This window comes from Acidovorax sp. 106 (assembly GCF_003663825.1).
Lineage (GTDB): Bacteria > Pseudomonadota > Gammaproteobacteria > Burkholderiales > Burkholderiaceae_C > Acidovorax.
The window spans coordinates 2818234-2841031 of the sequence record NZ_RCCC01000001.1 but is presented as its reverse complement, the minus strand read 5'-3'; the positions used below and the strand labels follow the sequence as shown (position 1 = coordinate 2841031).

At 63.6% G+C, this 22798-nt stretch carries 16 protein-coding genes; 5 read left to right on the top strand and 11 right to left on the bottom strand.

Annotated elements, in window-relative coordinates:
• Positions 1–133: 133 nt before the first annotated feature.
• Positions 134–451, top strand: a complete 318-nt coding sequence (locus tag C8C98_RS12630; protein WP_121454570.1) for a hypothetical protein — start codon at positions 134–136, stop codon at positions 449–451.
• A 125-nt stretch (positions 452–576) separates the two neighbouring features.
• Here the strand turns inward: C8C98_RS12630 and C8C98_RS12625 are convergent, their stop codons facing one another.
• Positions 577–2208 (bottom strand): iron ABC transporter permease, encoded by a 1632-nt coding sequence (locus C8C98_RS12625; protein ID WP_121456228.1) that lies wholly within the window; start codon positions 2206–2208, stop codon positions 577–579.
• Positions 2209–2349: 141 nt separating this feature from the next.
• Between C8C98_RS12625 and C8C98_RS12620 the strand changes: the two genes are divergently transcribed.
• The 3 genes from C8C98_RS12620 (at position 2350) to C8C98_RS12610 (ending at position 5788) form a co-directional block, all read left to right on the top strand.
• The gene (locus tag C8C98_RS12620; RefSeq protein WP_121454569.1) at positions 2350–3414 is read left to right on the top strand and encodes an ABC transporter ATP-binding protein; all 1065 of its coding nucleotides are present in this window, start codon (positions 2350–2352) and stop codon (positions 3412–3414) included.
• Between the two features lie 110 nt (positions 3415–3524).
• Positions 3525–3947 carry a hypothetical protein gene (locus C8C98_RS21575; RefSeq protein WP_147436367.1) on the top strand — a complete coding sequence of 141 codons (423 nt, stop codon included), beginning with the start codon at positions 3525–3527 and terminating at the stop codon, positions 3945–3947.
• Between the two features lie 194 nt (positions 3948–4141).
• Positions 4142–5788, top strand: a complete 1647-nt coding sequence (locus tag C8C98_RS12610; protein WP_121454567.1) for a methyl-accepting chemotaxis protein — start codon at positions 4142–4144, stop codon at positions 5786–5788.
• 123 nt (positions 5789–5911) lie between these two features.
• On the opposite strand, the gene C8C98_RS12605 is transcribed toward C8C98_RS12610, so the two are convergent.
• From C8C98_RS12605 to C8C98_RS12570, 7 genes are all read right to left on the bottom strand, one after another.
• Positions 5912–7075: a Yip1 family protein gene (locus C8C98_RS12605; protein WP_121454566.1), complete on the bottom strand. Its 1164-nt coding sequence runs from the start codon at positions 7073–7075 to the stop codon at positions 5912–5914.
• A gap of 274 nt (positions 7076–7349) precedes the next feature.
• The gene (locus tag C8C98_RS12595; RefSeq protein WP_121454564.1) at positions 7350–8090 is read right to left on the bottom strand and encodes a 1-acyl-sn-glycerol-3-phosphate acyltransferase; all 741 of its coding nucleotides are present in this window, start codon (positions 8088–8090) and stop codon (positions 7350–7352) included.
• A gap of 45 nt (positions 8091–8135) precedes the next feature.
• Complete coding sequence (locus tag C8C98_RS12590) at positions 8136–9437, bottom strand: dihydroorotase (protein WP_121454563.1); 1302 nt, start codon at positions 9435–9437, stop codon at positions 8136–8138.
• Between the two features lie 191 nt (positions 9438–9628).
• Entirely contained in the window at positions 9629–10591 is a 963-nt protein-coding gene (locus C8C98_RS12585) for an aspartate carbamoyltransferase catalytic subunit (RefSeq protein ID WP_121456227.1), read from the bottom strand.
• 2 nt (positions 10592–10593) lie between these two features.
• Positions 10594–11115: a bifunctional pyr operon transcriptional regulator/uracil phosphoribosyltransferase PyrR gene (pyrR, locus tag C8C98_RS12580; protein WP_121454562.1), complete on the bottom strand. Its 522-nt coding sequence runs from the start codon at positions 11113–11115 to the stop codon at positions 10594–10596.
• Entirely contained in the window at positions 11112–11531 is a 420-nt protein-coding gene (gene ruvX, locus C8C98_RS12575; RefSeq protein ID WP_121454561.1) for a Holliday junction resolvase RuvX, read from the bottom strand. The genes pyrR and ruvX overlap by 4 nt, the downstream gene beginning before the upstream one ends.
• A complete protein-coding gene (locus C8C98_RS12570; RefSeq protein ID WP_099658090.1) occupies positions 11528–12127 on the bottom strand; it encodes a YqgE/AlgH family protein in 600 nt (199 codons plus the stop codon). Before C8C98_RS12570 ends, ruvX begins: the two co-directional genes overlap by 4 nt.
• A gap of 21 nt (positions 12128–12148) precedes the next feature.
• Between C8C98_RS12570 and C8C98_RS12565 the strand changes: the two genes are divergently transcribed.
• Positions 12149–13621, top strand: coding sequence for a deoxyribodipyrimidine photo-lyase (locus C8C98_RS12565; protein WP_121454560.1), 1473 nt, complete (start codon positions 12149–12151; stop codon positions 13619–13621).
• A 122-nt stretch (positions 13622–13743) separates the two neighbouring features.
• Here the strand turns inward: C8C98_RS12565 and C8C98_RS12560 are convergent, their stop codons facing one another.
• The 3 genes from C8C98_RS12560 to C8C98_RS12550 are packed head-to-tail and all read right to left on the bottom strand — an operon-like array spanning position 13744 to position 22791.
• On the bottom strand, positions 13744–19908 hold the full coding sequence (locus tag C8C98_RS12560; protein WP_121454559.1) for an Hpt domain-containing protein: 6165 nt from the start codon (positions 19906–19908) through the stop codon (positions 13744–13746).
• Positions 19909–19953: 45 nt separating this feature from the next.
• Positions 19954–22242, bottom strand: a complete 2289-nt coding sequence (locus C8C98_RS12555; RefSeq protein WP_121454558.1) for a methyl-accepting chemotaxis protein — start codon at positions 22240–22242, stop codon at positions 19954–19956.
• 21 nt (positions 22243–22263) lie between these two features.
• Positions 22264–22791, bottom strand: coding sequence for a chemotaxis protein CheW (locus tag C8C98_RS12550; protein WP_121454557.1), 528 nt, complete (start codon positions 22789–22791; stop codon positions 22264–22266).
• Between the last annotated feature and the right edge of the window lie 7 nt (positions 22792–22798).

Genomic DNA, 22798 nt, shown 5'->3' with positions numbered 1-22798 from the left:
GCTCCGCGTCCCAGTTGCCCCCGGGCGAAGACGTCTACGCAAAACCAAACGCCGTAGAGCTTGCTGACGACCTCCCAGGCGTGCGCGAGATCGTCAACAGGTTCCATGGCGCAACCCCATCGAGAAAAGCACCATGAAAAAAACCTCCACGTTGATCACCACACTGCTACTGACGCTGGCCGCCAGCGCGGCCCTCGCCCAAGGCGGCTACAACCGCCCCCCCGCAGGAGACAAGCAATATGCCCAGTGCCTGACATACGCAGACCGCTTGTATGAAGGCGGCAACGAAGCCAGCCCCGTGAAGGGCCAGACCAAGGCACAGGCCTGGTGCACCTGCATGTGGAACGAAACCCCTGATGACTTCAAAGGCAACCTGGTCAAGTTTGCGGAAACCCGCAAAGGCAAGGAAACCAACAAGCTGTGCGAAAAGCACTCTGACTGGAGCGAGTAAGCGCCACGGTGCCCTGGCACCTGTGCCCAATAAAAAAGCTGCCCCATGGCAGCTTTTTTATTGGGCGTGGCAGCCAAGCCCTTGTAGGGGTGTGCGCCCCAAACAGCAGCTTAAAAATCAGCCGCTCACCCCTTGCTGCGCAGCGTGCGGCTCAGCAAGATCACCGGCACCAAGCCAACGGCCACCAGCGCCAATGAAGGCAGCGCGGCCTCACCCAGGCGCTCGTCGCGTGCCAGCTGGTAGGCCACCACGGCCAGGGTGTCGCTGTTGAAGGGGCGCAGCACCATGGTCGCAGGCAGCTCTTTCATCACGTCTACAAAGACCAGCAGCGCGGCGGCGGCGGTGGAGCGGCGCAGCAAAGGCCAGTGCACCCGCGCCATGAGCCCCACGCTGCCCATGCCCAGCATGCGGGCGGAGTCGTCCAGGCTGGCCGGTATGCGTGTGTAACCGCTTTGGACCGACTGCAGCGCCACCGCACAAAAACGCACCAGGTACGCCCACACAATGCCCACCGCCGTGGCAGTAACCAGGGCACCAATGCCCCACTGCGGCACCGCAGCCTGCAGCCAGCCCACGGGCAGCAGCAAGCCCACCACAATCACCGCCCCCGGCACGGCATAGCCCAGGCTGGCCAGTTGCACCACGGCGCGCGTCACACCATCATCGGGCCGGCGGCGCACGGCAAAGGCCAGCACCAAGGCCAGCGCCACGGCAATGGCGGCCGTGATGCTGCCAAGACGCACGCTGTGCCAGGCCCACTCCACAAACCGATCCCACGGCAGCACCGACCAATCGGCCGCCAGCGGGCGCAGCATGAACACGATGGGCGCCACAAAACCCATGAGCACAGGCACCACGCACACCACCCAGGCCAGCACGCGCGGCCCACCGTGCAGCACCAGCGGCTGCGCTTCTGACGAGCCCGCGCGTCCCACGCCGCCGGCGGCAAAGCGCATGCGTTTTTGGGCCCGGTGCTCCAGGTGCAGCAGGGCCAGCACCACCACCAGCAGCATGGTGGCCAGCTGCGCTGCCGCCAGGCGGTTGTCCATCGACAGCCAGGCTTTGTAGATGCCGGTCGTGAAGGTCTGGATGCCGAAGTAGCTGGCCACGCCAAAGTCGGCCAGGGTTTCCATCAGCACCAGCGCCACCCCCGCCGCCACCGCCGGGCGGGCCAGGGGCAGGGCCACAGCGCGGATGCGGCGCGGCAGCGGCGCGCCCAGCAGGCGGGCGGCCTCCATGAGCTGTGCAGCCCGCTCGCCCAACGCCGTGCGCGCCAGCAGGTACACATAGGGGTACAGGCTAAAGATAAAGACCCACACGGCCCCGCCCAGGCTGCGGATCTCGGGCAGCAGGCGGCCCTCCAACCCGAAGGTGTTGCGCAGGCCCACCTGCAGCGGGCCGCTGAACTGCAGAAAGTCGGTGTACGCGTAGGCCGTGACATAGGCCGGCATGGCCAAGGGCAGCAGCAGCAGCCACTCAAACGTGCGGCGCCCCGGAAAATCAAACAGCGTCACCGCCGCCGCTGCGCCCGTACCCACCACCGCAGCGCCCAGGGCCACCATCACACTCAGCCACAGTGTGGTGACCACGTAGCCCGGCAACACTGTGGCGGCCATTTCGCGCAGGATGCTGCCCGCCTGTGCATCGCCCTGCCCAAAAGGCAACCAGGACGCCAAAACGGCCAGCACCGGCAAGGCAAGCACGCCAGCGAGCAGGATCAAAGCCAGGGAACGTAAAGCAAAGGGGCTGCGGCGCAAAGCAAACAATCTGTGGAAGCGAGGTAAGAAGGCAGCGGCAATAGCCGCCCGCGTGCGCGGCAAGGCCTGTGTGCGCACCGCAACGGCAAGGATGCAAATGCGAATTTTAAGCATTCGCCCCCAGCCACCTAGAATGGCGACATGTTTTTAGAGGTCTCCCAACTCGATGTGCGCTACGCGGGCCGCGCACAGGCGGCTGTCCAAGGCGTCTCGCTGGGCCTGCATGCGGGCGATATTGGCGTGCTGATTGGCCCATCGGGCTGCGGCAAAACCACACTGCTGCGCGCTGTGGCGGGGCTGGAGCCCGTCTCGGACGGCGAGATTCGCCTGACCAAGGAAGTGGTGGGCAGCGCCACGCGCAGCGTGCCGCCCGAGCAGCGCCGCATTGGCATGGTGTTCCAGGACTACGCACTGTTCCCTCACCTCTCAGTGGGCCGCAATGTGGCCTTTGGCATTCACCAATTGCCGCGCGCCCAGCAAGCTGCGCGCGTGGCCGAGGTGCTGGAGCTGGTAGGCCTGGCGGGCAGCGAAAACCGCTACCCCCACGAGCTATCGGGCGGCCAGCAGCAGCGCGTGGCCCTGGCCCGGGCGCTGGCACCGCGCCCCCAGCTCATGCTGCTGGACGAGCCCTTCTCCAACCTGGACGTGGACCTGCGCGAGCGTCTGGCGCACGAGGTGCGCGGCATCCTCAAGGCGGCCGGGGCCACGGCCCTGTTCGTCACCCACGACCAATTTGAGGCGTTTGCCATTGGCGACGTGATTGGCGTGATGCACGAAGGCCACCTGCACCAATGGGACGATGCCTACACCCTGTACCACCGCCCGGCTACCCGTTTTGTGGCTGACTTCATCGGGCACGGTGTGTTTGCCCCGGCCACGCTGGTGCAGCGCGGCAGCAACGTGGTGGCCCAAACCCCACTGGGTGATTTGACCGACCTGGCCGAATGCCCCCTGCCCAGCAGCTACCCCGGCGGAGAGTGCGACGTGCTGCTGCGCGCCGACGACATCGTGCACGACGACCAGGCGCCGGTGCAGGCGCAAATCGTGCGCAAGGCGTTCAGAGGCTCGGAGTTTTTGTACACCCTGCAACTGGGCAGCGGCCTGCAGGTGATGGCCCATGTGCCCAGCCACCACGACCATGCCGTGGGCGAGTGGATCGGCATCAAGGCGCAGGTGGACCATGTGGTGACGTTTGCGCGCGGGTAAATCAGCGCGCTGCGGATGCCAGGCCCCGCATTTACCCCATTCTGACCAGCGTGCGACTACCCAGTAGCGGCGTATAGACTTCGGCCAAGCCCCTTGCAACGACCCCGGTCTTGACCACCAGAATGGCAGAACTTCTTTTGTGGATTGCCGTGCATATGCTGCGCGCTGCGGGTGGCCCACTGTATGCGTGGCTGTTTTGCGGACCGGCAAAAAGAAAGCTACGCAAAGAAGGCTCAAGGCACCTCAGAGCCTTGTCAGTGCCTTCCAATGTGCCTAGCTACGCACTCATGGGGAGAGAAGTGCAAGTGCTGCGCACGCAGGAGTCGTTCACGTTTGACGCACACTTTGTCCTGCAATACCAGTGCATACGCGTTCTGAAAAACTCCCAAGGCATCTATTTCTACTACCGCTTCCAAAGCGATGGATCGGCGCTGATCAAACCTATTCCTGAGAGCACTGCCAAAGTCCTTCTGAAGGGCAAGAAACCCCGGCGCCCAGCGACACTCGCCGCTCCAGGCTTCACCCTATCTTGATCCGACGGTTGCGCATTGGGGCGCTAACGGGTCTGATTCGATCAAAAGCAAACAAATTGTCACAAATGGCAGGCCCAATCCCTCTGGGCGATGTTGCCCGTTGAGCCCCCAGCCCGCACACCACAGTGCTGGCGTCCAGCCTGCCGCCACCAGCGGCTGAGCGATGCGCCACAGCGGGGGCGAAAGCACCTGCCATGACCTCTTCTGTAGATTCCAGCCCACGCACCACCAACATCCTGGGCCGCCGCCTGCTGGCCACTTTCATTGCTGTTCTGCTGCTCATGCTGGCGGGCTCGGCCATAGGCATCTGGTCGTTGCGCGCGGTGGACACTGCCACCCGCAACGCCATCGAAGACAACGTGGTGACCGAGCGCCTGGTGGCCGATGCGTACCGCCTGCAGTCCATCAATGCCGAGCGCTACAAAGCCATGGCCTTGAGTTCCGAGCCCGAGGTGGGCGAGATTCTGGCGGCGGACATTGGCCGCACCCAGGCCCAGTACAGCGACCTGATCGCCCAACTGGCCAGCCGCCTGCATACGCCAGCCGAACAGGCCTTGCTGGCCGACACTGACACCAAGGCGAAGGACTTTCAGACCGCCGTGAAAGAGCTGGTGACCGCCCGCGACTTTGGTCTGACCGAGCGCATCCGCAAGGTGTTTGCCGAGCGCTTTGAGCCCAGCGCCGCTGCCCTGCTGGGCGCCCTCCAGCAGTTGGGCCAGTCGCAGCGCAATGCCATTGACGCGGCAGGCGCCCACATCGCCCAGAGCAGCCACAACGCCCAGTGGGCGCTGGCCCTGTTTTGCACGGCGGCGCTGTTGCTGGGCAGCGTGCTGACCTGGTGGCTGGTGCGCAGCATCTCGCGCCCCATCGGCGTGGCCAGCGCCACGGCGCAGCGTGTCTCCAGCCTGGACCTGCGCCAGGACATTGCCGGGCATGAACGCGACGAAGCAGGCCAACTTCTGCTGGCCTTGAACACCATGCAAGAAGCCCTGCGCACGCTGGTGACGCAGGTGCGCCACTCGGCCCACAACGTGCGCCTGGCAGCCCACGAAATGGCACAGGGCAATGCCGACCTGTCGGAGCGCACCGAGGGCACGGCATCGAGCCTGCAAGAGACAGCGGCCGCGCTGGAGCAGGTAACACAGCGCCTGCAGCAATCCACCGAAACCGCCCAGCGCGCTGAGCAGATGGCCAGCCAGGCATCGGCCGTGGCCCAGGAAGGCGGCGCTGCGATGGCCCAAATCATCGAGACCATGCAGGGCATCCAGCGGTCATCGCGCAAGGTGGAAGAGGTCACGGGGGTGATCGACAGTATTGCCTTTCAGACCAACATCCTGGCGCTGAACGCCGCCGTGGAAGCCGCCCGCGCAGGCGAGGCAGGCCGTGGCTTTGCCGTGGTGGCGGCCGAGGTACGCCAGCTGGCCATGCGCGCGGGCGCTGCCGCCCGCGAGATCAAAGGGCTGATCGCCTCGTCAGCCCACAGCGTGGAAGCTGGCACCACCCTGGTCAACGGCGCTGGCCACACCATGGGACATATGGTGGAGTCGATCCGCAACGTGGCGGGCATGATCAGCGACATCAGCGCCGCCACCCATTCACAAACCCGCGACATCCACGACATCAACGCCGCCGTGGCGCGGCTGGACGAGATGACGCAGCAAAACTCGGCCCTGGTGGAGGAGTCTGCTGCCGCATCGGAAGGGCTGCGCCACCAGGCCAATGACCTGACGCACCTGATCAGCCAGTTTGTATTGCCTGCGGAGCGAGCCGAGCCGCTTCAGGTGCGCGATCAGTTGCGCAATCAGGTAGGCAATGGGCTGCCCGCACTGCCAAGGCCTTGAACGCGGACGGCCCAGCGGGCATATCCAGCACACGCCCATGTACAGGGCCCAAAGCAAGCCTACAGTCCACCCACGGATGCGTGGGCCAATCCGCATGTGAGTCCGTAGGACCCAGCACGCTGTTCAGGACTTTGCCTTGCGCTCCAGGGCTTCAATGCCAGACCAGCTCACCTGCGCCAGCAAGGCCTGCAGCGCCTGCACATCCATGTAGTCGGCACTCGCACTGAGCACGACACCGTTCTTCAGAACCACATCGAACTCTGCGTGGCTGTTGTCCTTGTGGTAGCGCTGACGCAAGGTGCGACCGCCCTCTTGCCATGTCTTTTCCACACGCACTTCGTCTTCTTTTTCTGACTGGCCCATGCCTGCGGCCATTGCAGCCATCTGGCCCAGCGCCCCTGCATCGGTGATCTCTACCTTCACTTGCCGGTCACCCTGGGTGTAGGTGGCGCTGGCGTGGCTTGTGGGCAGGCCCAATGCTGCGCCGTCTTGCACTTCCAGTGCGGTGCGCGGCATGCCACCCAATTGCTGTGGCAAGGCCGCTTTCAGGCTCTGCGCGGGCAGCGCTTCACTGTTTTGCGCTTTCTCCATCTGGCGTGCAGCCTCTTGCATCCTCTGGCTGGCGGCCTCCAGGCCTGCGACATCCACAGAGACTTTGCCGGAAGGGGTGCTCACCGTCATGCCCCCAGCCCCGCCAAGCGCCACCGAGGGCCCGTGCGAGCGCGTGAAAAGGGAGCTGACCCCCATCATCAACAGCCCCATCACGATGGCGGCCACCACCACCACGGCCGTGTAGGCCAGTGATTTGTCCGGGGCACTTTTCATCAGCACCGGCAAGCCGGTGTAGAGCAGGTAAAACGAATACAAGGCCGCCAGCAGGCCGAGCATGGACAGCGCAGGCAGCAGGGTGAAAACACCGCCCACAAAGGCGGCGGTCATGGAGTAGGCCGCCAGCTTGAGGGCCTGGATCTGGCTCTTTTGCCCGCCGAAAGTGGGTGCCAGCGCATCAATGATCAGCCCAAGGACAAAGACACCCACCAGGCTCAGCGCATAAGACAGCACCATGTTGACCAGGCCTGAGAACAAGGGCACGCGCACGGACACCCCGAACACGCTGAAGCCAATCAACGACATGCCCACAAAGCCACACAGTGCGGGGATGAGCGCCAGCGGCATGACATAGCCCTTGAACAGGCTGAGCGTGTCGGTGGGCTCCACGTCAATGGTGCTCCAGGCTTGCTGGGGCTGGAGCAAAAGGTGCTTGGCGCGGTCAATGATGGATGGCATGTGGCAGGCCCTGGGTGAGGTTAGATCGCCGCGAAACGCTGCTGCGCCTCACGCGGAAAAAGGGAGGTCGCTGCAGGCGGCGCCACAGAGACCGCAGCCACCGACGCCATGACCTCTGCGCGGGGGCGCAAGGACAGGATGAAACGGGTGCAATGGAACTGTGCCGCGAACTGGCGACGGGGAGCGCGGACGATAGCGGACTCTGGCCGCAAAAGCGCACAGGTTGCCGCACTGCGTTGGCAAAACCGTGTAAAAGTGCGCAGGAAGGTGTGCGTCAACCCTGCTGGCGCAGCCCGTCCACCACAGCCTGCAGGTGGAGCGCCCATGCCCGGCGGTCACGGCCCTGCGGGGTTTCGGGCTCGCCGTAAGTCACCACGGCCTCGATGGCGGGGGCGCTGAGCGTGCGCCAGATAGACCCCAGCAAGGTTTCGTCGCCAATATAGCTGGGCGCAAAACTCGTGGCGCCGCTGGCAAGGTCCACAAACCTGAGCCCCACAGGCTGCACAGGCGCATTGGCCACCACGGCAGCCTGCAGCAAATTGGCATGGAACGGCAGCATGGTGCGGCCGTCGCCCGTGGTGCCTTCCGGGAACACCGCCAGCACCTCGTGGCGCTCCAGGGCCTCTTGCATGGTGCGCACCATGCGCATGGCATCGCGGCGCGAGCTGCGCTCGATGTACAGCGTGCCCGCCGCTGTGGCCAGCGTGCCAATCAGCGGCCAGCCTTGCACATCCGACTTGGAGATAAAGCAGCAATGGCGCGCAGCATGCATCACCGGAATATCAAGCCACGAAATGTGGTTGGCCACCAGCATGACGGGGCCACCCACAGGCGGCTGGCCCTGCACCCGCAGCGAGATGCCCACGCAGGCCAGCATTTGCTGCGACCAAGCCTGCACACGGATGTATTGCTCCTCGGGCGCCAGCCGGGGGAACTGCAGGGTGACCACCCACAGCCCCTTGAGCAAATGGCCCAGCAGACGCAGCATGCGCCAGATGGCACGCAAGGCCTTCATGGCGCGGGCCTGCCTGCGGGTTGCCTACACCGCCGCATGCCCAGCTCAGCCTGGCTCACGCTCAAAGGCCACTTGCCCGCCGACCACCGTGGCGCGCACGCTGCCGGGCAGCTCGTAGCCCGAGAAGGGCGTGTGCTTGCCCTGGCTGCGCAGGGCGTCGGCCTGCACCGTCCATGCGGCCTGGGGGTCGAACACGCACAGGTCGGCCACACCGCCTTCCACGAGCTGGCCCACGCTGGCTTGCAGGGTGCCCAGGGCCGCGCCCAGCACACGGGCAGGCTCGGCGGTGATGGCGGACAGCGCGCGCTGCAGCGGCACGCCCTGGTCTTGCGACCACTTGAACGCCAGCGACAGCAGCAGCTCCAGCCCCGTGGCGCCGGGCTCGGCCTCGGCAAAGGGCAAAGTCTTGGCGTCTTCGTCCACGGGGTTGTGGTCAGACACCAGGGCGTCGATGGTGCCATCGGCCAGCGCAGCGCTGAGCGCATCGCGGTCGCGCTGCTGGCGCAGCGGGGGCGACAGGCGGGCGCGGCTGTCAAAGAAGCCGATGTCCACGTCGGTGAGGTGCAGCGAGTTGATGCTCACGTCGGCCGTGACCTTGAGGCCATCGGCCTTGGCGCGGCGCACCAGCTCCACACCGGCAGCGCTGCTGATACGGCACAGGTGCACGCGCGCGCCTGTGGTTTTGAGCAGTTCAAAAATGGTGTGCAACGCAATGGTCTCGGCCGCCACGGGCACGCCCGACAGGCCCAGGCGTGTGGCCAGCGGGCCACTGGCGGCCACGCCTTTGCCCAGGTGCATCTCTTGCGGGCGCAGCCACACGGTGTAGCCAAAGGTGGCGGCGTACTGCAAGGCGCGTTGCAGCACCTGGGTGCTGGCCAGCGGCACTTCGGCCTGGCCAAAGCCCACGCAGCCGGACTCGGTCAGCTCGGCCATCTCGGTCAGCACCTCGCCCGCCAAGCTGCGCGTGAGGGCCCCCAGCGGGAACAGGCGCGACTGGTGCAGCTTCTCGGCGCGGAACTTGAGCATCTCTACCAGGCCCGGCTCGTCGAGCACGGGGTCGGTGTCGGGCGGGCAGACCAGGCTGGTCACGCCCCCGGCCACGGCGGCGGCCATTTCGGATTCGAGCATGCCCTCGTGCTCATGGCCGGGCTCGCGCAGGCGCGCGGCCAGGTCCACCAAACCTGGTAGGACGATGCAGCCCGACGCATCGATGGTGCGGGTGGGGGCGAAATCGGCCGGGGTGCGGCCCAGGCCCACGATGCGGCCCGCCGCCACGGCGACGTCGCCAATCTGGTCAAGGCCCGAAGCGGGGTCGATCACACGGCCGTTCTGGATCAGGATTTTCATGATTTCAAGCCAAATTGGCCGCCAGCGCTTGATATATAAGCGCTAGCAGCTATCAAATAAATAGCAATCTGCATTACAACAACGCAAGCCTGCGCCACAGCTGACCCACGCCAGTGCCACCGTGGAACCGGCTTTGCCGGGCCAGGGGTGGCGTCCCCCCTTTGGGGGATGACGCGAAGCGGCTCAGGGGGTTAGGCTTCATTTCCGGCAACGATGGACATGACCGCCATGCGCACAGCGATGCCAAACGTCACCTGCGGCAGGATCACGCTCTGCTTGCCATCGACCACGGCGGAGTCGATCTCCACCCCCCGATTGATGGGGCCAGGGTGCATGACGATGGCGTCGGGCTTGGCCAGCTGCAGTTTCTCCTGCGTCAGGCCAAAGCTCTTGAAGTACTCCTGGCTGGAGGGCAGCAGCGCGCCACTCATTCGCTCGTTTTGCAGGCGCAGGGTGATGATCACATCCGCGTCCTTGATGCCTTCTTCGAGCGTGTGGCACACGCGCACGCCCATCTGCGCCATGTCGCTGGGCACCAGCGTGCGCGGGCCCACCACGCGCACTTCAGCGCAGCCCAGCGTCGTCAGGCCGTGGATGTCCGAGCGTGCCACGCGCGAGTGCAGCACGTCGCCCACGATGGCTACGGTGAGATTGCTGAAATCCCTCTTGTAGTGGCGGATGGTGTACATGTCCAGCAGCCCCTGCGTGGGGTGGGCATGGCGGCCATCGCCCGCGTTGATCACGTGCACATGGGGTGCCACATGCTGCGCGATCAGGTACGGTGCCCCCGACTCGCTGTGCCGCACCACGAACAGGTCAGCCGCCATGGCCGACAGGTTGGCGATGGTGTCGAGCAGCGACTCGCCCTTGCTGGCCGAGCTGCGCGCGATATCGAGATTGAGCACGTCGGCCGACAGGCGCTTGGCCGCGATCTCAAACGTGGTGCGCGTACGGGTGCTGTTCTCGAAGAACAGGTTGAACACGCTTTTGCCGCGCAGCAGCGGCACCTTCTTCACCTCGCGGTCGTTCACGCTCACGAAGTTGGCGGCAGTGTCGAGAATGTGCGTGACGATGGACTTGGGCAGGCCTTCGATGGAGAGCAGGTGGATCAGCTCGCCGTTCTTGTTGAGTTGGGGGTTGCGCTTGTGCAGCACGGTCACGCCTCCTGGACTTGGAACTGGAAACTGCCTTGGTCATTGCGGGCCAGGGCCAGCGACTGGCTGCCCGGCAACGCCACGCGGGCAGCGGCAAAGTCGGCCTGGACGGGCAGCTCGCGCCCGCCCCGGTCCACCAGCACGGCCAAGCGCACGCTGGCGGGGCGGCCGTAGTCGAACAGCTCGTTGAGCACGGCGCGGATGGTGCGGCCGGTGTAGAGCACGTCGTCCAGCACCAACACATCGGCGCCGTTCACGTCGAAGGGCAGCGACGTTTGCGCACCGGCGGCCAGCCCGCGCTGGGCAAAGTCGTCGCGGTGCATAACCGAAGACAACACCCCGGCGGGCCCTTCCAGGCCCAGGTCTTTTTGCAGGCGTTCGGCCAGCCAGGCGCCGCCCGAGGCGATGCCCGCTAGGCGCGTGGTGGGGGTCAGCATGCTGCGCACACCGCGCAGCAGCTCGCGGTACAAGGCCTCGGCGTCGAGCACGAGGCTGCCGGCCTGGCCGGCAGGAGAAGTCGTCATGGGAGGTTCCTCAAAAACTGTTCCAGGATGATGCAGGCCGAGGCGGCGTCGGCGTCCTTGGCGCCACTGGCAATGGCTTCGGTGGTGCTGTAGCGCTCATCCACCTCAAACACCTGCAAGCCAAAGCGCCCGCGCAGTTGGCGGCCGAACTTGAGGGCGCGCTGCGTGTTCTCGTGGCTGGCGCCGTCGGGGTGGTAGGGCACGCCAATCACCAGCGCGTCAGGCTGCCACTCTTTGATGCGCAGGGCCACCTGGGCAAAGCGGGCATCGCCCTCGACCTTGATGGTCTCTTGCGGGCTGGCGGTGCGCAGCAGGCGGTTGCCCGAGGCCACCCCGGTGCGCTTGAGCCCAAAATCAAAAGCAAGAAAAGTCTGAAACTGCGCGGGAACGGCGGGCTGAACGGGAAGCCCGGTCATGCGTGCCCCGCCTCAGGAGAGAGCATCCAAGCCTGCAAGCCCAGCAAACCCAGTGCACGGTCATAGCGCTCGGGCACGGGGGTGTCAAAAATCACGGACAAATCCGCGCCGACGGTGAGCCAGGCGTTTTCGGCCAATTCAGACTCCAGCTGCCCCTCGCCCCAGGACGAATAGCCCAGCGTGACCAGCACGCGGCGCGGCCCCGCACCGGTGGACAGGGCCTCCAGCACATCTTTGGACGTGGTCATCGCCAAGCCGCCTGGGATGGCCATGCTGGACGCGTAGGCCGACTCATCGTTTGCCTCGCTGCCTGCGAGCATGGGCTCGTGCAGCACAAAGCCGCGCTCGGTCTGCACCGGGCCGCCCTGGAACACGGGCGTCTGGGTCAGGTCATCGCGGCGCAAGGACAGATCGACCTTGTCAAACAGGCCTTTGAGGGTGATATCGGAGGGTTTGTTGATGATGAGCCCGAGCGCACCGCGTTCGCTGTGCTCGCACAGGTACACCACACTGCGCGCGAAAGACTCATCTTCAAGACCGGGCATGGCGATCAAAAAATGATGCGTCAGGTTGATGGGCGCAGAATCGGAAGACATTGCCCAATTTTAACGGTGAACATGGAGCCCTCTTACGCCACCGGCCTTGTCTGGTTCCGACGCGACCTGCGCGCACTGGACCATGCCGCCCTGTACCACGCACTGACCCAATGCCAGCAAGTGCATTGCGTGTTTGTCTTCGATACCGACATTCTTGCCCCCCTGCCCCGTGCCGACCGGCGCGTGGAGTTCATCCGTGAATCGCTGGTGGAGCTGGACGCACACCTGCGCGAGCTGAGCGGCCATGGCCAGGGAAGCCTCATCGTGCTGCACGCGGCAGCAGTCGATGCGGTGCCGCAGCTGGCCCAAGCCCTGGGCGCCCATGCCGTCTTCATCAACCACGACGACGAGCCCCAGGCCCTACAGCGTGACAGCGCAGTACGCACCCAGCTGGCGCGCAACGGCATAGCACTGCACACCTACAAAGACCACACGGTGATGGAGCGCGGCGAGGTGCTCACCCAGTCGGGCACGCCCTACAGCGTGTTCACCCCCTACAAAAATGCCTGGTTGCGCAAGGTGAATGCCTTTTACCTGAAAAGCTACCCGGTGGAGCGCCACGCACACCGCCTGGCGCCCCGGTCTGCGGCCCATGCGCAGCCCGTGCCCACGCTGGGCGATATCGGCTTTGAGCCCACGGCGCTGGCGCAGCTGAAGCTGCCCACCGGCAGCCGGGGGGCGCAGCAATTGTTTGACGATTTTCTGCAGCGCATCGAGCGCTACGAGGACACGCGCAACTTTCCGGCCGTGAAGGGACCAAGCTACCTGAGTGTGCACCTGCGCTTTGGCACCATCTCGCCCCGCTTGCTGGCCCGCACCGCACACGCTTTGGCACTGCAGGGGAACCCTGGCGCTACCACGTGGCTGAGCGAGCTGATCTGGCGTGATTTTTACTTCCAAATCCTGTTTCACCACCCGCATGTGGTGAAGCACAGCTTCAAGCCCGCCTACGACGCCATTGCATGGGAACAAGGCAAGGCAGCCCAGGCGCTGTTCCAAGCCTGGTGCGATGGGCAAACGGGCTACCCACTGGTTGATGCGGCCATGGCGCAGCTCAACCAGACCGGCTACATGCACAACCGCCTGCGCATGGTGGTGGCCAGCTTTTTGGTGAAGGACCTGGGCATTGACTGGCGCTGGGGCGAACGGTACTTCGCACAGCAGCTCAATGACTTTGACCTGGCCGCCAACAACGGCGGCTGGCAGTGGGCCAGCTCGAGCGGGTGTGATGCGCAGCCTTACTTCCGCATCTTTAACCCCGTCAGCCAGAGTGAGAAATTTGACCCGGACGGCAAGTTCATACGCCGCTACCTACCGCAGCTGGCCAACCTGCGCAACGCGGCGCTGCACGCCCCCTGGGATGCCAAGCCGCTGGAGTTGCAAGAAGCCGGGGTGAGCCTGGGCCACACCTACCCCCACCCCATCGTGCAGCACGACGAGGCGCGCCAGCGAACGCTGGAGCGCTATGCAGTAGTGAAAGCAGCGACCTCCTAGAGTCCGCGAAGGCGGCAAGGTGGGGCAAAGCCCCACACCAGCCGCATCCCGCCCATGAAAAGGCGCCCCGCAGGGCGCCCTTTGTGCGTTGTGCATCAAGACCGCCGCTAGCGGCCGTGATTTCACACCTCGGCAGTCGCAGCCGCAAGGCGCGCGTAGTGCTGAATCAAGCTCAGCAGTTCCTCGTCCGAGTAAGGCTTGCCCAGGTAGTGGTTCACACCCAGTTCCATCGCATGCTCGCGGTGCTTTTCAGCGATCCGCGAGGTGATCATGATGATCGGCAGGTCACGCAGCGCGCTGTCGGCGCGGATGTTGCGGGCCAGGTCGAAGCCATCCATGCGGGGCATTTCGATGTCGGAGAGAACCACAGTGGGACGTTCTTCTTGCAAGCGTTCCAGCGCCTGCAGGCCATCGGCTGCCAACGACACACGGTAGCCTTCGCGCTGCAGCAAACGCTGCGTCACACGGCGCACCGTGATGGAATCGTCCACCACCAGAATCAACGGCACCTGGCTCGGCCCGGCCATCATCGACGAGGTGGGTGCCTTCGGTGCACCGGGGCTGTCGGTCTCCACCAGCATGGACACCCCTGCACTGGCCGCACGCACCTGATCGCCATACACCGTGGACAACGCCACTGGGTTGTAGATCAAGACCACCGCACCCGACGCCAGCACCGACATACCCGCCAAGCCTGGCAGACGCGACAGCTGTGGCCCCAGGTTCTTCACCACCACTTCCTGGTTGCCCAGCACTTCGTCCACGTGCATGGCGATGCGTTGCGAAGCGCTTCGGAACACCACCACCGGGCGGGTCTTGCCTGCGGGCTCATTGCTGCGAGCAGAAGACTGAAGCAGTGCACCCGACCAGAAGAAAGGCACACGCTCCAGGCCATCGTCAAAGTAGCCGCTGCGGTAGGCTTCTTCGAGATCCTGGGCTGACGTGCGGCGCACAATCTCGACCAAGTTGGCAGGCACGCCTACGGCCAGATCTCCCGCGCGCAGCATCACCACCTGCGTCACCGCAGTGGTCAGGGGCAGCACCATACGGAACGCAGCCCCTTGGCCTGCCTGGGTGGACGTTTCGATACGGCCGCCCAAGGCGTTGATTTCCGCACGCACCACGTCCATGCCAATCCCGCGACCGGACAAGCCCGTCACTTCGGTGGCCGTACTGAAGCCCGGCATGAAAATCAGGTTGGCGGCGACTTCGTCACTCAGTTCGTCCCCGGACTCCATCAGCCCTTGGGCCAAAGCCTTCTCGCGGATACGAGGCAAGTTCAGACCGGCACCGTCATCGCGAAACTCCACCGACACGTCATTGCCTTCGTGGCGCAGATCCACCGTGATCGTCCCGGTGGCCGGCTTGCCCGCAGCCAAGCGGGCTTCGGGCTCTTCAATCCCGTGGGCTACGCAGTTGCGCAACAAGTGCTCGAAGGCGGGTGTCATGCGGTCCAACACGCCACGGTCCATTTCAATGGAGCCGCCGGTGATGTCCAACTTGATCTGCTTGCTGGTTTCCTTGGAGGCTTGGCGAACCACAGCGTACAGACGCTCGGCGATGCCTTCAAACTCCACCATGCGGGTGCGCAGCAGGTCACGCTGCAACTCACGCGCTTGGCGGCCCTGAGCGATCAGGTCGTCTTCGGCACCTTCCATGGCGCGTTGCAAATTGCGCTGCACCGTAGCCACGTCGTTCACCGACTCGGCCATCATGCGCGTCAATTCCTGCACCCGCGTGAAGCGGTCGAACTCCAGCGGATCAAACCCTGCTGCAGAGTCTTTGGCCAGCGCCATGCGCGACTGCATCTGCGACTCGGCCTGCACCTCGATGTCGCGCAGCTGTTGGCGCAAGCGGTCCAGGTTGCCTGACAGATCGGTGAGCGAACTGCGGAACTGGCCCAAGCGCACATCCAGGCGCGAGCGGCTGATCATCACCTCACCCGCCTGGTTAACCAAGCGGTCCAGCAACTGCGCACGCACGCGCACCGACTGGTTGGCCGCCACACGCAAGGGCGCCAACTGCGACGGACCAGGCAGGCGCACCGCAGGCGTGGAAGGCATCGCTTCGCTCGCGGCAGTAGGCACCGCAGCCAACTGTGCAGCGTGGGTCGCGGCTGTGTCCGATACCGGTTGCTCTGCCTCAGTTTCTGGCACTTGACCGCCATTGGCACTCAAGGCGTTGAAGTTGGCTTCCAGCCCGTCAAAACTGGCTTGCAACGGCTCGACTTGGTCGGCAGTGACCGTTTCCACGTCGATCTGCTCAATCGCCGACTCCAGGCGGTGGGCCATTTCACCCAGACGCATTGCCCCGGCCAAGCGGGAGCTGCCCTTGAGCGTGTGCAAGGCACGCAACACTTCACTGCGCGCGCTGAGATTGTCAGGCCGAGCAGCCCACTGACGCAGGGCACCACCCAATTGGGGCAGCAGTTCGGCGGCTTCTTCCTCGAAGATCGGGAACAGGTCAGGATCAATGACGTCGACCACATCAATGTCGTCGTCCACGTCGGTACTGATCAACACAGGCGTGGCATCGCGCTTGACCACCGACAGTGCGGGTGCCACCGGGCGAGGCGCCAACACGGGCGCCACTGGCTCTTGGACGATCGGCACTTCGGAGACCGGCTCTTCTACCATTTCTGGCGCTGGCACGACATCGTCCAACGCAGCCTCAGCCTCAGCCTCTGCAGACTCTGGCTCTGCATGCAGCTGTGTGTGCATGTCTTCCAGATCATCATCAGGGGGTGACAAGGTGTTGTTGATCTCCGTCTGCAGGATCTGGCGCAAGGCCTCGACCACCTCGGCACTGGGCTCTTTGAGGAAGCCTGCAGCAAACTGGTGCAGCAAGCGGCGAATGTCTTCAGCAGCCGCCATGAACACAGCGGCTTGCTCCTCGGTACCACGGGACTGCAACTGCACATGCTGCAGCGCATGTTCCAGCACCCGCGCCATATCGGACAACGCCGTAAAGCCCACCGTGGCCGAACTGCCAGCCAGCGAATGCGCCAAGGCTACAGCGGTGTCAGGCACTGGCTCGTGGAGTTCGAGCGCCCATTCCTGCAGGCTGGTAACCAAACGGCGCGACCACTCATCGGCCTCGTTGAGGTACACGTTGTACAGCGGCAAGCCGATGCGCAAGGTCTCAATGACTTTGACCGCTTCTTCACGGGCCACATCTTCCATGGCCAGATCTGCGTCGCTGGCCTCGTCTGGCACCACCGCGGCAGGCTCTGCTACTTCGGCAACAGGCAGGTCCTGCACCACCAAAGGTTCTTCCGCGATGTCCGGAACCGAAAGATCCAACGGTGTCTCTTCGACAGACAACACGTCCACTGCGGGTTCAGAAGCAGCTTCGACCAACTCAATGTCCAGCGCTGGGAGCGCGTCCTCGGCCACCGGCAAGGTTTCAGCAACCACTGCCTCCAACTCTGGAAGCGCAGGATCCTCTGCCACCGCAGGGGCAGCCGAGGCGTCCATCAAGCCAAGGTCTGGCAACGACAAATCCAGAAGGCCATCGTTGGCAGCTTCTGCAGCCACCGCAGGGGCAGAGACAACCTCGGCTGGAGGTGTTGGGGCTGGCTGTTCAGATTCAGAGAGTGCGGAAGTGAACGCAGAAAAGTCGATTTCTTCTGCCTCAGTGGCCGTCACAGGCTCTGGCAACAAGACTTCGTTGCTTTCGCTCAGCAGCAAGCCATCCGCAGCAATCTCGGTCGACTGGAAGTCTTGGATTGGCAGCGCCGCCTCCACCACTTCAGGCACTGAAGGCACGATATCCTGAATGGACTCCGCCGCGACAGCCTCGGGCAAGGCTTGCTCAACAGCGCCAGCCTCGCCAGGCAGTGCGAGAGGCACCACCGCGCCTTCAAGACGCATGGCATCGGCAGAGCGGCGGAACGCATCCGACTGCCACGGCGTTGTCGCACCTGTCGCAATGTCGCTGGCCCAGCGGTCAAAGGCCTGCAGCGCGTCGGATGACAACTGCAGCAAGACAGGTTGCATCGGCTTTTGCTCGGCCAACCAGGCGTTGAGCAATTGCTCCATCGACCAGGCCGCTTCACCGAAATCATTCAACCCCACCATGCGCGAGCTGCCCTTGAGGGTGTGAAACGCGCGACGCAACGTGGTTTGTTCGCTCAGGTTGCCGGGTTCGTCGTTCAGTGCAGCAATCGCCGTCGTTCCGTTGACAACGACTTCACGGGCTTCCTCCAGGAAGACTTCCAGCAGTTCATCCTCAACAGCCAAAGGCTCTTTGACTGCCAGAACCACAGGCGCAGGCTGTGCAACCGGAGCGGCCACAGGCACGGGGGCTGTGTCGAAAGAAATCTCGGGGGCCAGCGGTGCCTCCACCGGGGCTTCCAGCACCGGGGCCTCGTCCATCGCGCCAGGGAAAGGCGAGAAATCGGTCGGTACGCCATCGGGCTCTTCCACTTGGAAGCGCGGAATGACGTCTGGCAACGGCAGCGGTGCGCGTTCTTCCAGCTTGGCTGGTGTTTCTTCGCGCGCATCCGAGGCGCGACCACGCACCTTGCCCGTGAGAATGCGTAGCTCGCCCAACTCCTCGTCGTAAACGAACAGCTTGCGTGCCATGGCGCGCTGGTAGCTGAGCATGTCGATCAGGAAGCCCAGGGCCCCCAGGCTACTGCCCAGCTTTTCAAAGGCGCCGGGCTTTTCGTCTTCGGGTATCTCGTTGATCAGCAAACGCTCAACGGTGTCGCGCATGCGCACCACCGCCAACGAAGCTTGGTCCAAGCCCAGCACCGAGAGCACGCCGCGCATCTGAGCCATAAAGCCCGGCACGGCGGCCAGCAAAGAAGTATCTTGTGGGCTGCGGAAAAAGAGGTCCATGGCCTTCTCGGCCTCGGCCAAGGTGGCACGCAACTCGTCCACCACACTGCCCATGGTCTGGTTGTCGCTGACACGGCGGTACAGCTCTTCCATCCAGAGTTCCAGAGGTTCTGGCTCGGCACCGGCGCCCACTGCGGCCAAGCGTTCAGCCAGGCGCTCGGCGCGCTGCACCATCTGTTCGTCGGCAGCGTCCAGTTCTTCAAAAGCGGCCTGCAGGTACAACACCGAGGTGGCCACCTCCATTGCCAGGGCCGCAGAAGGAGGCTCACCCGTGCGGGTGATGGACTCCATCGTTTGCGTCAAGGCAACTGCCAAGCTTTCGCTGCCGGGGTTGAGTTTGCGCAACGAGTCACAGACCAAACTGAACTGGTCTGCGGCGGGCTTGACCTTGTTGCGGTCCCCCCCAGCCAAGGCAGACCAAGTCTCCGTAGCGGCAGCAATGCGCTTGCGCGCCTGGGCCAACAAGGCGGGGTCAAAGCGACCAAACCGCACGGTTTCATAGTCAACGGGCTTGAAGCGGTCGAGCGCGAACGCGTGCCGAACAGCTTGCAGTGCAGGCGTTTGTGCGCTTTCAGATTGCTTGGCTTGCGAGCAAAAGAACAGCAAGTCCTGGACCAACCGGTCTGCAATGGTGGTATCACCCTTGGCCAGCGTGGCGTACTGCATGAGCACGCGCGATGCAACGCGCTTGACGTACACGTCCGGCGGCAACAGCCCTTCCGTGAAGGCTTCGAAGAAGCCTGCGCAGATCTTCCAGAACGCGCGGGCTTGGCGATCCTGTTGTGCTGCCACGAACCCCAGGCAGGTATCACGCATGCTGCGGGCGGCCTTGAGATCGCCCGTTTTCACAATTTTCAGAACCGCCGCATCCAGACGCGCACGCGCGTCTGCGCCGTACAGCAACGGAGTGGCTGTCACCGTCAGATCAGGCTCCCTGAAGCGCCGCTCCACCGGCCACAGATCGGCCGGATGCACACGGTCCGCGCCAGCCAGAGCCTGGACATCGCGGTATTGAGGGAACAGAGCAACGGGTGAAGCAGGCTTGCCAGCGAGGACGCTTTCCAGATACTCAATCAACGCGAAGCTGGCCCGCTCAATGGCAGCAGCAGCCTCGTCGGTGCACAGTTCAGGGCGCTGTACAAACTTCTGAACAGCGGATTCCATGGCTCGCAAAACCAAGGCCGTAGGGCCCATGCCCACCATTTCCAAGGCTCCACTGGCTTGGTGCAGTTGTTGCCTTGCAATGCGCAAAGAACCAGCGTCCAGAGAAGCCAGATCTGATTCCTGGGCTTGTTCAGCATCGCGCACAAAGCGGCGCATCGATTTGACGGCCCCGCCGAGGGATTTGCGCAGTTCGTCAAGCACCCAAGCCAGTGGCCCGAGATCTTGATCTCCGTGGGTCCACTCTGCGGCCGGTGCATTATTGACATCAATAGATGACATGGATTCGTCCCCGGCTGCAAAGAGCCAGCTGGTTGATGACTAGCGTCAGGCGATCTTGAAACGTGCCACCGATTGGCGCAGTTCTTCGGCCATGTGCGAGAGCTCACGAACCTGTTGTGCCGTGGTACGGGTACCTTCACCAGTTTGCTCGGTCACCGCAAAAATGTGCTGGATGTTGTCAGCCACTTCGTTAGCCAAAACGGCTTCACGTGATGTCGAAGACGAGATCAGCTCAATCAGTTCAGCCAGACGGCGCGACACGCGGTCAATTTCGGACAGCGCGGTACCGGCAGAGTCAGACAGACGCGCACCTTCCACCACCCCCTGCGTGGAACGCTCCATAGCGGCCACAGCGTCTTGGGTGTCGGTCTGAATGGCCTTCACCAGCGCAGAAATCTGGCGCGTCGCATCTGCGGAACGTTCCGCCAGACGCTGCACTTCTTCCGCCACCACAGAGAAGCCGCGACCGGCTTCACCAGCAGATGCGGCCTGAATAGCTGCGTTCAGCGCCAGCACGTTGGTCTGTTCGGTAATATCAGAAATCAGTTCAGTGATTTCACCAATCTCTTGCGAGGACTCACCCAGGCGCTTGATACGCTTGGAGGTGTCCTGAATCTGGTCACGGATGGAGTTCATACCACCGATGGCGTTTTGCACGGCCTGCAGACCGGAGTCAGCGGCTTGCAGCGATTGACGGGCCACCGTAGCAGACTCTTGGGCTTGGGTGGACACTTCGTTAATGCGGGTCGCCATGTCCAGAACAGAGCGGCCGGTTTCACGAATTTCGCGCAGCTGCTCGGTAGAGGCAGCCAGCAGCTCGGTCGACGTGCTGTCCACCTGGGCAGTCGTCTGGGCCACTCGGGTCGCCGTGTTCTGCACGCTGCCCACCAGTTGGCGCAATTCTTCCACCGTGTAATTCACCGAGTCAGCAATAGCGCCGGTGATGTCTTCCGTCACCGTGGCTTCCTGGGTCAAGTCGCCTTCAGCAACCGATTGCAGTTCGTTCATCAAACGCAAAATGGCGGCCTGGTTGGCGTCATTGACGCGCTTGGCTTCCTGTTCTTGGCGCTTGGCGTCCTTTTGTTGAACTTCCGCAGTGCGTTGGCGGTTACGGCTGTCCAGCAGCTGAACACGCGAGAGCAAGAAACCGCAAACCAGCAAGAACGCGCTGGCCAACACCAGAGCAGCCAATTGGCCGGCGCCCACACCGGTTTGGGCAGACAGCTTGCTTTGCAGCGTTTCCAGTTGGCGACGCAATGGTTCGCTGTCTGCAATGATGGCGGACTGGGCTTCACGCGCAGACACCAGACCTTGCAGGTTGCCCAGAATCGCGCTGGCTTGTGTGCGCGTCTGTTCGTACAGCTTCACCAGCCCGTCCAATTGCTCGCGGGTCTGAGCGTCCTTGGTGGCAGCCAAACGCAGTTCAGGGCTACCGTCCAACATGCCTTGTGCGATTTCTTTGAACGAGTTCAAGTCCTTGCCCAGCAAGAACACGGCCTCAGGACTCACACCTTCCATGGTCTGGAATTCGTTGGCGGACTTACCAATACGCTGGGTCAACATCACCAGCTGGCCGGCTGCAGAGATTTCAGAGGCGGGAGCGTTTTGCTGCAGTTTCAAGGAAGACACTGTTTCAGCGATTTCCAGCAGGTCAGACGACTGGCGGTTGATGGTGCGCAGAGCGTCACCCACCTGGGTCAGGATCTTTTGCTGGCCCATCACCACGCCAGCATTGCGCTCAGCGCGCTCCATCATGGGGTTCACAGCGTCCAGTTCCGGCTTGTAGGGCTCGCCCAGAGCAGGCACGCCCAACTCGCCATCACCACCGGTCAAAGCGCGGATGTTACGGGCCAACACGCCCGAGCTTTCCACCACGTCCGGAAACGCCTGGGGACTACCCACCAGCGCCTGCGAAACCGATTTAGCCAAACGCTGCGACTGCATCAAGGACTGGCCGGTCGCAGCCAGTTGCTGCGCAGACTGGTCGGCTTGGCGCAGCACCCATGCGGCAATCAAGCCAAGGGCCACCACGCCCACGGCCAGCAATGCCAGCAGGCGGCGCTGGTGCGCAGCCGCCGTCGCACTGCCCAGCACGGGCAAGGTAATCTGCTCCGCGTCAACGCCCAAGGCGTCTCCCGCATCAGGATCGGGAGAGTAGGAATCGTTTTCGCCCTGGACACTGTTCATGGCATCCACCTGGTAGGGATCACGCGACGTGCTCCCATCGGGGCCACCAGCAGACAGCAAATCGTTGTTGCCGTCAGCGCCAGGCTCTGCATCTTGCGGTGCAGGCTTCCGATTGAACAGTTTTCCAAATTGATTGACGACGGACATGGTGCAGCCTTACAGAAAAACTCAAGCACTGATGCTTAGGAATGCGGGATGTTGGGACAGGATTTGGAGATTCAGCTCTTGCCAGCGAACGCCACCCGCGTCGACATAGACAGTGCCGAAAAAGGCAGGAGCGTCTTCAGGAGGTGCCTCGGATGAAACAAAGGCATCCGTGCCGCGCAAGCCAGCCAAGCGGTCCACCAGCAGCGCCGCATTGACATCCAATGCGGCGTTGAACGCCAGCAAACTGGACTCCGACAGCATTTGATCGGTCCGCTGCACGGACGAGCCCAGCAGGCCGGCCAGATCGACCACCCCCACCAAGCCACCGCGCAAATTGGCAACCCCCAGGAACCACGCCTGGGTGTAGGGCACAGGCTGCACAGCAACCCAGGGGAAAATTTCGCCCGACTGCGCCAAAGGCAACAAATAAGACTGGCCAGCAGATTCGACTGCCAGCCAGGATGACACGGACAAGCCCTCAACCCTCGCGGCCTGCAAACGGCCGGCAAGACGTACCTGGAGCTCCCGGAGGGCTTCGCGATTGGCCATGAACGCG

Coding starts and splice junctions, on each gene's coding strand:
- C8C98_RS12630 (WP_121454570.1), top strand. CDS start 134: ATGAAAAAAACCTCCACGTTGATCACCACACTGCTACTGACGCTGGCC.
- C8C98_RS12620 (WP_121454569.1), top strand. CDS start 2,350: ATGTTTTTAGAGGTCTCCCAACTCGATGTGCGCTACGCGGGCCGCGCA.
- C8C98_RS12610 (WP_121454567.1), top strand. CDS start 4,142: ATGACCTCTTCTGTAGATTCCAGCCCACGCACCACCAACATCCTGGGC.
- C8C98_RS12605 (WP_121454566.1), bottom strand. CDS start 7,075: ATGCCATCCATCATTGACCGCGCCAAGCACCTTTTGCTCCAGCCCCAG.
- C8C98_RS12595 (WP_121454564.1), bottom strand. CDS start 8,090: ATGAAGGCCTTGCGTGCCATCTGGCGCATGCTGCGTCTGCTGGGCCAT.
- C8C98_RS12590 (WP_121454563.1), bottom strand. CDS start 9,437: ATGAAAATCCTGATCCAGAACGGCCGTGTGATCGACCCCGCTTCGGGC.
- pyrR (WP_121454562.1), bottom strand. CDS start 11,115: ATGACGACTTCTCCTGCCGGCCAGGCCGGCAGCCTCGTGCTCGACGCC.
- ruvX (WP_121454561.1), bottom strand. CDS start 11,531: ATGACCGGGCTTCCCGTTCAGCCCGCCGTTCCCGCGCAGTTTCAGACT.
- C8C98_RS12570 (WP_099658090.1), bottom strand. CDS start 12,127: ATGTCTTCCGATTCTGCGCCCATCAACCTGACGCATCATTTTTTGATC.
- C8C98_RS12565 (WP_121454560.1), top strand. CDS start 12,149: ATGGAGCCCTCTTACGCCACCGGCCTTGTCTGGTTCCGACGCGACCTG.
- C8C98_RS12560 (WP_121454559.1), bottom strand. CDS start 19,908: ATGTCATCTATTGATGTCAATAATGCACCGGCCGCAGAGTGGACCCAC.
- C8C98_RS12555 (WP_121454558.1), bottom strand. CDS start 22,242: ATGTCCGTCGTCAATCAATTTGGAAAACTGTTCAATCGGAAGCCTGCA.
- C8C98_RS12550 (WP_121454557.1), bottom strand. CDS start 22,791: ATGGCCAATCGCGAAGCCCTCCGGGAGCTCCAGGTACGTCTTGCCGGC.